This window comes from Salinispora sp. H7-4, from assembly GCF_013416675.1.
Classification (GTDB): Bacteria; Actinomycetota; Actinomycetes; order Mycobacteriales; family Micromonosporaceae; genus Micromonospora; species Micromonospora vitiensis.
Genome location: NZ_JABZED010000049.1, coordinates 42,954 through 52,752 on the forward strand (window position 1 = coordinate 42,954; position 9,799 = coordinate 52,752).

At 66.3% G+C, this 9,799-nt stretch carries 4 protein-coding genes and 2 pseudogenes; 3 read left to right on the forward strand and 3 right to left on the reverse strand.

Annotation, left to right across the window (positions count from 1 at the left end; translation table 11 throughout):
* The first annotated feature begins 674 nt into the window (after nt 1-674).
* The 3 genes from H0524_RS18275 to H0524_RS18285 all read left to right on the forward strand — a co-directional run bounded on the left by H0524_RS18275 (nt 675) and on the right by H0524_RS18285 (nt 7,397).
* Entirely contained in the window at nt 675-4,169 is a 3,495-nt protein-coding gene (locus H0524_RS18275) for an ALF repeat-containing protein (RefSeq protein WP_180199741.1), read from the forward strand.
* 56 nt (nt 4,170-4,225) lie between these two features.
* The gene (locus H0524_RS18280; RefSeq protein ID WP_180199742.1) at nt 4,226-4,996 is read left to right on the forward strand and encodes a hypothetical protein; all 771 of its coding nucleotides are present in this window, start codon (nt 4,226-4,228) and stop codon (nt 4,994-4,996) included.
* A 199-nt stretch (nt 4,997-5,195) separates the two neighbouring features.
* Nucleotides 5,196-7,397 carry a tachylectin-related carbohydrate-binding protein gene (locus H0524_RS18285; protein WP_180199743.1) on the forward strand — a complete coding sequence of 734 codons (2,202 nt, stop codon included), beginning with the start codon at nt 5,196-5,198 and terminating at the stop codon, nt 7,395-7,397.
* 278 nt (nt 7,398-7,675) lie between these two features.
* Here the strand turns inward: H0524_RS18285 and H0524_RS25020 are convergent, their stop codons facing one another.
* The 3 genes and pseudogenes from H0524_RS25020 to H0524_RS18300 all read right to left on the reverse strand — a co-directional run.
* Nucleotides 7,676-8,185, reverse strand: a complete 510-nt coding sequence (locus tag H0524_RS25020) for a hypothetical protein (RefSeq protein ID WP_255436056.1) — start codon at nt 8,183-8,185, stop codon at nt 7,676-7,678.
* Nucleotides 8,182-9,393, reverse strand: a pseudogene (locus H0524_RS18295) (IS3 family transposase). Before H0524_RS18295 ends, H0524_RS25020 begins: the two are co-directional and overlap by 4 nt.
* A gap of 242 nt (nt 9,394-9,635) precedes the next feature.
* A pseudogene (locus H0524_RS18300) lies at nt 9,636-9,799 on the reverse strand (branched-chain amino acid ABC transporter substrate-binding protein); the annotation flags it as partial.

A 9,799-nucleotide genomic window follows, 5' to 3' on the forward strand; every position in this document is an offset into this window, starting at 1 on the left:
GGGATTGAGGGTGGCATCCCGAGCATCGTAGGTGACGTGATCTCAGCAGGAGTGCGGTAGGCGCCGGTATTCGAAAATGTGAGGTGAAGGGCGGTGCGGACGGTGGTGTCGGCCTGGTGTGGGTGGCTGTGTTGTGACGCAGCGTCTGCCAGCCGCGCCTCACCCATGCGGAGCCACATCATCGCCCGAAGCGCCTGGTAGAAGCACGGGAGCGCCCTGGTCACGTCGATCCTGGCAGGTCGGGTGATCACGTGAAGTCCTCTTGGGACCGATTCCATCGCAAGATCCTGTTTGCCGGTGATCCATATTCAAATCACAAGTCGTCCGTTACAGATGCTATGTCCGTGCTGCCCAGAACCGCCGCCGAATGCTTGTTCGTCGCCTCATTGGACAGATGAATGAGAGGCTTTTGGGCTGGTGTTGTTGATAACAGCCGCCGGGCTAGTCCGCGTAGCCCTCGGGGGTTGACGAGTCCCCAGCCGCGGGATAGCGAACGGGCCACGGTGTCGCGGCAGCCCTGGCGATGCCTGCTACTGCGATAGGCATGGAACCCATCTGGCTACAGTTTGGAAGCGTTGGCTATCGTCAGCGCGGCATCACTGATTTGCTGCGCGAAATTGTCCTTTTTGGCCAAGATAAGCGCACTGTGGGGGGAGACTATGCGAATACGAGCCATGCTGAGCGTTGCCGTAGCGGCGGCGGTCACGGTCGCCTTCGTGCCGGCCCCGGCCAATGCGGTCGAGGAACCCATCGAAGTTGTACGGGCGGAAGCCGTCACTCTGCTCAGGGAAGGCGGGCCGGTTCTCTCTCGTGCAGCCGCGACCGCCCTAACCGGGTCCGATGACGAGGTACGCGCCTTTGTCGCCGACGGGCAGCACGCGGCCCACGCGTTGGACGAGCGCGCACGGCTGGATGACTTGGTTACGTCTAGCGGCCCCGCTATGGCCAAGTCGGCCCAGCCCGTCATCGGGGGCACCGACGCGGAGGTGGACGCTTTCCTGGACAGTGGCTACCAACAGTCACTCGAACAGGACCTGAGAGTCCGGGTTTCCGACACGATCGCCGCAGGCGGCGCTGCCACCGGCAAGGCGGGCCGCCAAGCCCTTGACGCCGGGCCAGAGGCCGTACGCGCGTTCCTGCTCGGCACCTCCTACGAGACGGCACTTCAGGACGACCGAGTCCGGGTCGCCGATATCATCGCCACTGGCGGGCCGCAGGTCCAGGCCGACGGGAAGGCCGCGCTCGAGGGCACCACGGAGGACATCCGCTACTTTCTGCTCCGCGGCCAGGATGTCGCGAGGGCACGCGACCAGGAAATCATGACGGTTTCCCAGCTCGCTGAGGTCGCCCGCGCGGCGCGCGAGACTGCCGCTCAGGAGACGCTCGCGGCACGCAAGGCATCCGATAAGGCAGTCGCTGCTGCTGCCGCTGCGAAAAAGGCGGCGGAAAAGGCCGCAGCCGAGACCGCGGCAGCCAAGGACGACGCGAAGAAGGCCACCGCCGCAGCCGGTCGTGCTGCCGATGCCGCGGGACGGGCCGCCGACGCGGCCCAGGACGCGGTCACCGCCGCCTCCGCCGCGCGTCATGCCGCCCAGGTCGCTTCCCGATCCGCCGCGCGGGCCGCCAACGCCGCGACGCTCGCCGGGCAGGCCGCCACCCGCGCCTACAACGCAGCGACGGCTGCGTTGGGCGACAAGACTAAGGCCGATGCCGCCCGTAGTGCTGCCCAGCAGGCCCGCGCCGCGGCCGACCAGGTCAAGGGCATCATCGACTTTATCAACGTGGCCGTGGAGGCGGCTGATGCTGCCGCTGATGCTGCTGCCGCCGCGGTGAGCGCGGTGGGCAATGCCGGGGACGCTGCTGCCGCCGCGGACGAGGCCGCTGGGCACGCTGCTGTCGCCGACTCCGAGGCCGCCCGGGCTCGGGAGCAGGCAGCCCGCGCACGGCGGCTGGCAGCGTCGGCCACCCGTTCCGCGAACGAGGCGCAGTCGCTTGCCCGCACAGCCGCAACGGCGGCACGCCAGGCGAAGACGTATGCCGAGCGCTCGGCTGCCCACGCCGACGCCGCTGCCGACGCCGCCGAGGAAGCGGCCGACTTCGCCGGAACCGCCCAGGAAGCCGCTGCCAAGGCCAACCAACACGCGACGGCGGCGTTGGAGGCTGCCGAGGAGGCGGCCGCCGCCGCCGCACAGGCGGAGGCGGTTCAACAGGCCGCGCGTGAGGCCGAGGAGCAGAGCCTCACCACGGACACCACCAACGCCCTTGCCGAAGCGTTTGCTGCCCGAGCCATCGAGCAGGCCAAACAGCCCGATGTGATGGCCGATGTGCCGGAGGCGCAGCGGGTTTCGGCGGAGGCGGCGGAGCTGCTGGCCGCCGCGAGCGCGAGCGGTGCCTCCACCGAGACCATGTTGGCCAACGGCCGTAGAGCCGCAATCTTGCTGCGTGAGGAGGGTGGGCCTTGGACCGCGCTGGCGGCTGAGGAGGCATTAGCCGGCGATGCCGAGAGCATGCGGACCTTCCTGTCCAACGGCCGTGAGGAGGCCGCCACCCAAGACGACCGTGCTCGGGTGCTCGAGCTGGTCAAGCAGGATCCGGAGAACTCGCCTCTGGCCGAGGCGGCCAAGGCGGTCCTCGGTAAGAGTCACGCCGAGATCGTCCAGTTCCTCAACTTCCCGGACTACCCCGGCCGAGCGTTGCAGGATCAGATCGCGCTTTCGAACCTCATCGCCGCCGGAGGGCCGGCCACGGTCGCGGCCGGCAAGGATGCGCTCAGGGGCACGCCGGAGGATGTCTACCAGTTCCTGCGCACGGGCAAGGACACCGCGGCTGCCACTGACGACCAGGTCGCGATCGCGGACATCGCCGCGTCCGGCGGACCCGAGGTGAAGGCCGCCGCGAAGGTGGCGCTGGCCGGCACGACTGCGATGGGCAAGAAATTCCTGGCCGTCGAGCAGTACCGCGCCAAGCTTCGCGACGAGCAGACAGCGTCGCATGTGTCGTCCGTACAGTCCATCATCGCCGCTGCCGCGCAGTCGGCAAACCTCGCCGCTCGGGACGCGGCGCTCGCCGCGGAACTGGCGGCCCGGGCTAACGGTGCCGCCAGCGACGCGGAAGAGTACAAGAACCAGGCCGCCGAGTCGGCGAACGCGGCCGAGATCTACGCCAACCAGGCGGCCACCGCAGCGGCCTCGGCGAAGCAGTCAGCGGACGCCGCCGCGGCGTCGGCGCGGACCGCCAAGAACGCGGCGGCCGACGCCAAAGCAGCAGCCGCCGACGCGCAGCGCTCAGCGGACCAGGCCACCTCGTCGGCCGCGTCCGCGCGTTCATCCGCCAACGCGGCATACGAGGCGGCGGCGCAGGCCCACGCTGCGGCGATCGCGGCCGGAAAGAGCGCAGCCGAGGCGGCCAGCATCGCGCTGGAGGCGGTGCAGACCGCAGCGGAGGAGTTGACCGATTCTTGGGTGTCCTCCGACCCGAACCCGACCCCGCCGCCCGTGCCCGACGAGCCCGACTCGGGAACTCCCGTCGAGACCCAACCGATGGACGCAGCGCCGCTGTTGAGCGATTCACAGATCGCTCAGCTCGTTCTCGATCTGATCGGCATTCTCGACCCAACTGGCATCGCCGACGGTGTCTCCGCGGGAATCTCGGCCTGGAACGGCGACTGGCTGGGCGCCGGTCTCTCAGCCGTTTCCCTGGTCCCGTACCTTGGCGACGGCTTTGCCAAGAGCCCCAAGGTCCGTAAGAACCTCAAGGGCTTGGACCATCTCGCCGCGAGGGCGAAAGACCTGGGTTTTCTTAAAGACTTGGCACACAACATGCAGTACGCTGGCGTGGCGCGGGCCAATTATGCTCTGGGTACGATGGACAAGCTGCTAAAGGACGCAGGGAAGTACTATGCCAAAAAACCCGGTCACCGTGCTGCGGTGGAAAAGCTCCGCCTGCCCGTCGACGGTCCCATCGTTTTCGTTCCGCCCAAGCATTGGAATCCTGCCAATCCGGCCAGGAAAGGGGGCGGCTACGTGGACTCCTACGGCTATCGGTGGGTTTGGGACCCAGCTAAGCTGGAGTGGGATGTCCAGCTTAAGTATGGCAAGGGTAGCCTCGACCTGTTCGGCAAGGACCCAGATCACGCCAACATATCGCCGACCGGCCGAGTCACCCACTGACGGTTTGGATAGCTGGGGCCGAATTTGCCAGGCCCCAGCTCGATAAGGAGCACATTGTGGCGAAGGACAAGCCGCCGTTCGGGATGCAGGCGATGCTCCGGCTGGAACGCGGCACCGTGAGCGCCATTGAAGCGTTGCGCCGATACGCCCCCCTCGCTGACGAGATCGGCGCTGACGGGTTCGATGTCGACGACGAACGTGCGGACCTGCTGTTGTCGGGTTCTCTCGTCGCGGCGAGCGAGGCGCGTGCCATGCACGCCATGGCAGGCCCGCTGCTGCACCGCTTCGGCTGGCGTGAACAGGACTTCGTCTACTCGCCGAACGTCCGCTACGCGGAGACCTTGGGCCCCCCGTCTGGCCTGCCGGCCACCCGGCTGGTGATCGACCGGGCCGACCAGCAGATGGGCTGGGAAGGTGCTACCCACGGCATCGGTCTCCTCCCCGACCGCACCTTGGAGATCGAGCCGGCCGAGACCGACGTCGTCGGCCGGCTTTTCGTCACCGTCCAAGCGACCACCATCACCGGGACCGTGGAGGCGCTCGAGCCGTGGCTGGCCCGTGTCGAGCCCGCCGGCGCCTGTGTGGATCCGGGCCGGGCCGCTCTGTTGTATGTCATCCACGCTGACCTGCAGGCCGAGGTGGAGCGCCTCGGCCTGGGCCACGTCGAAACCAGCCGCATCGAGGCAGATGCCGACCACGTCATCGAGACTGCGACGACCGTCGACGGCACGACCCTCTGGCTACGCCGTGGCAGCGACCCGGTCGACCGATACTGGCCCGGCATCATCGAGATCCAGGAGATGGATGCTCCTGACTTTTTGGACTAATGCCCGGTGATTTGTCGATATCTATGAAGTGGAGCTCTGAAGAATCCGGCATCTCGTTTTGAGGCGTGCTGCTGTTTGAGATCCAGCAGTGCCAGGATGCGTGTTTACCCGATATCTTGCCACGTTGGCGCCGATACAGAGGTGTATGCCGGCAGGCTTCCCGCCGGTTCATGTCACGACTCTTCCGTAAGGAAATATCTTGTCAGTTCATGTTTTGCGTCGTTGGGGTGCGGCCCTGACCGGGGCTGTGCTTGCTGCTGGTGTGTTGGGTGGTGGTGTTGCTCGGGCTGTTGGTGGTTCTGATCCGGTTCCGGATGGGGCGTATGGGTTCACTGCCAGGGTGGTGTTTGGTGGTGATCGGGCGTGTACGGGTGTGCTGGTCGCTCAGGATTGGTTGTTGACGGCGAAGAGCTGTGTCAGTGATGGTGTTGGGCCGGTGGTTCGGGGGGCGCCGGGGAAACCTACTAGTGCGGTGATTGGTCGTACTGACCTGACGGGGACGGCGGGTCAGGAGCGTGCGGTGGTGGCGGTGGTGCCGCATCCGGATCGGAACCTGGTCTTGGCGCGTCTGTCCGCGCCGGTTACCGATGTTGCTCCGGTGGGGCTTGCCGACACTGCTCCCGGGGTCAGTGAGACGGTGATGGTCGCGGGGTATGGCCGTACGGCCACCGAGTGGGTGCCGGATCGTCTGCATGCTGCGGCGTTCACTGTTGAGGATGTCGCTGCGGCCACTGTTGGTGTGGTGGGGGCGTCGGCTGGGGCGACGGTGTGTAAGGGGGATGCCGGGGGGCCGGTGTTCCGCGATGTTGCGGGTGCGCCCGTACTGGTGGCCGTTAGTAGTACCTCGTGGCAGAAGGGCTGTCTGGGGGAGACGGAGACCCGGGACGGGGCGACCGCGACCCGGGTTGACGACCTTGGCGCGTGGATCGGTGAGCAGACCGCTGACGTGCAGATTTTCGGTGTGTTGGACGATGGTCGGTTGACCTACAGTGTGATCGATTCGGCTACCGGTGAACTGCGGGCGGACCGGGAGTCGGCTGCCAGCCTCGGTTTTGCTCCGAAGGCGATGGCCACGCTGAACGAGGACACCATTCTGGTCACCGATCCTGATGGCAAGATGCATCGGGTGGATGTCACCGGAACGGATCCGTTGACCTTCACTGCCACCTGGGTGATGAGCGGGTGGTCTCCGTATGACCGGCTGACCTATGACGGGTACGGGTCGTTGTACGGCATCCTCGACAACGGTGAGCTTCGCCGTCGGACGTTGACCACCGAGAAGCCGAGTAGCGCGGAGCACATCAGCCGGGGCACCGTGATCGGTACCGGGTTCGGGTTGAGGGCCATCACGTCGCCGGGTGCGGGACGGATCCTGGGTAACGCCTCGGGCGGCCGGCTGCTGTCGTACACGATTCACGGTAGCGGTGCCGAGGCGTGGTCCAGGGACGATCTGGCCGCCAGTGGTTGGTCGGCCCCGACGCAGTTGCTCTCGCCCGGTGGTGGCCACTACTACGCGCGGACCTCGAGCGGTCGGTTGGACCGCTACCGCGACGTGAATCCGTTCGACGGTAGCGGCAGTGACATCCAGTCTTTCCCGAACGATCCGGTCAGCAGCAGCGGCTGGGACCAGATACTGCTGTCGGCGCGGCCGTGGACCGGACTGGTGTCGGTGTACGGGGTGAACTCAGACGGTCGGATCTCCTACACCGCGCTGGACCCGGTCACCGGGGCGAAGGTGGCCAGCACCGTGTCGGAACAGACCCTCGGGTTCACGCCGAAAGCGCTGGCAACTCTCAACTCGGACACGCTGCTGGTCACCACCGAGACCGGTAGCCTGCACCGGGTCGACATCACCGGCACCCAACCGCTGACCTTCACCCGCACCGCCGAGCGTCTCGGTGGCGGCTGGACCCACGACCTGCTGGTCTACGACGGGCACGGCTCCCTGTTCGGCCGCGCCGGCGGCAAGTGGCTGCGATACACCGTGACCAAGGCCAAACCCGCGAACCCGGCCACCGACCTGATCAACGGAACGACCATCGTCAGCAGCGGCTTCGGCGTACCCACCCTGGCAGCCACCGGTGAGGGACGCCTGCTGGCAACCACCAACGCCGGCGCCCTCATCGCCTACACCGCCGTCGGCACCAACGACTGGAGCCGGGCAGACCTCGCCACCAGCGGCTGGGGCAATGCCACCGCACTGTTCTCACCCGGCGGCGGCCTCTACTACCGACGCGACGGCAACGGCGTGGTGACCGGCTACCTGGACACATCCCCGTTCAACGGCAGCGGCACCGACATCACCCCGTACACCCCAACCGGCACCACGAGCAGCGGCTGGGACCCCATCCTCTCCGCCCAACCGTACAACTCCTGGCCCGACAACACCCGCCGCTGGTAACCCGGCACACCGCCCGTGGCGGTGCCCCTTTTTAGAGAGCATTGCAACAGAAAGCCTGAGCAGTGCAATCGCAGGGTTTGGGGCTGACGACACTACTGAAGCAATCTCAGCTACTGGCCGGCATCAGAATCGATGTCGGCCAGTAGTAGCTTCAATGGTTAGCTGATTTCCAATATGTCGAGCCCTCAGTGCAGTAGGGTCTCGCGTCTGGTGGTAGATGCAAGTGCCGCCTTGTTTTGTCCGGTTAGCATGGTCGTGTATCTCTAACAGGTAACTCGTTAAACAAGGTCGGCGGCAGCGGCTGCCCGGCCGTGATCTAGGTGCCGGGCACGTGTGGTTAATATGAGCGCGGTCGCGCTGGTCATCCTCCACATCGTGCACAACAGAATCGTGTAACCGTCAGTAATAGAATCCTTGCTCGGGTGGGCTTGCTGCCGTGATGGGATTCGACTATCGCACGCAGCGCGTTGCCTGCCCAGATGACGGTCCATGACGAGCGCTGCGGTGAGTAAGGTGGGCAGCGGAGCCGCTGGGTCGGCAAGCAGAATCGCCGCGAGGGCCGCAAGCCGGATCAGATCAGAGATTATGATCATGACGGTACGGCGGCGGCGGTCCACGAGGACACCACCGACGAGAACAGGCGCCACGCCGCCCAGGGCGACCATCGCCAGCACCAGACTGATGGCGCGGGTGGCATCGGGTCGCGGTAGCAGGAACAGTGCGGTAGCGACCCCGAATACCGCGTCGCCAAAGGGTCTGCTGCACCGATAGGTGACAGTTTCAGTCACGCGGCCTGACTGGCCGGTGGGGTCATGATGGTCTCGTACTCGATAGGGGTCAACCGGGACAGAGAGTGTCGTCGTCGGCGGCGGTGGTAGGTCCGCTCGATCCAGGTCACGATCGCGGTCCTGAGCTGCTGCCGGGTGGCCCAGCTACGCCGGTCGAGGACGTTGTTCTGCAGCAACCCGAAGAACGATTCCATACGCACAACCTCCGCAACGTCGACGTTGACCTCCCATGCTGGCGGCGTTGTCGCCGGCGGCGCCGACTCTGCCCATCGATCCGGTCATGTGATGCTGGTGCAGGGCGTGGACGAACTTTCGGCTGCGAGACTGCCTGGGTTCAACCGGTCGGTGTGCAGCACGCAGCCGGCCACCCGGCCGCGTCGGGCTACGGCGTTGTGCACCGCGTTGACGGCCAGGCGGGACTTCATCCGTGAGTCGATGGAGTAGCCGACGATCCGCCTCGACCACACGTCCTTGATCGCGCACAGGTAGAGCTTGCCCTCGCCGGTGCGGTGTTCGGTGATGTCGGCCAGCCACAACCGGTTCGGGCCGTCGGCGGTGAAGTCCCGTTGCACGAGGTCGTCGTGAACCGGTGGACCGACCGTGCCACCCTTGCCGCGCTTCTTGCGCTTACCGAAGGCGCTCCACCAGCCATTGTCCGAGCAGATCTTCCACCCGGTGCGCTCCGCCATCGCCTGGCCGGCGGCGCGGGTCTCATCGACCAGGAACCGGTACCCAAACTCCGGGTCATCGCGGTGGGCATCGACCAGGGCGTTCGCGCGATGAGCGGCGACGAGTTCGGCGTCACCGACGGGCCGACCGAGCCACCGGTAGTAGGGCCGACGAGCGATGTTCAATACCCGGCACGTCACCGCGACGGGATCCCGTCGGCGGCCAGCTCGCTCACGAGCGGGTAGAGCCTTTTCCCGGCAGATGCGCCTGCGACAAGTAAGCAGCGGCCCGACGCAGAACCTCGTTCTCCTGCTCCAACAGGCGGATCCGCTTGCGGGCCTCGCGTAGCTCGGCTGACTCGCCGCCGCTGATGCCCGGTTTGACTCCCGCGTCAACGTCAGCCTGACGCAGCCACTTGAACAACGTCATCGGGTGGACCCCGAAGTCCTTCGCGATCTGCTCGACCGTCACGCCTGGCTCGCGGTCACGGCCACCCGCACGACGTCATCACGGAACTCTCGGGGGTAGGGCTTGGGCACAGCAACATCCTTCCAGCCCGCCCACAGGGCAAGCCAACTCAGATGTCACCTATCGGTGCAGCAGACCCCAATGTTGATCGTATGTCCCAGCCACGCCGCCCGAAGTTCCTTGTGCCGCAACGGCTCGAGAAGCTGCACTGTTTGTTTGCCCCCACCCGCGTCGCCGCGGTGCTGGCCGATCGTCAGGGCCGACCTGATCGCGCGGCCGGGGAAAGCCCCGGCCGCGCGACGGTCATCCTGGCTCAGCTTAGCTTGATCTCCTGCTGGGCCGTGAGCTCACCGTCCTTGATCTCGTAGGCCCACGTCACCACCCGGGACTCGTCCACGTCACCGTTCTCATCGAACTTGAGGGACTTCGAAACCCCCTCCTTGTCGTACGAGTCGACCCATGCCAGCAGATCCGCAC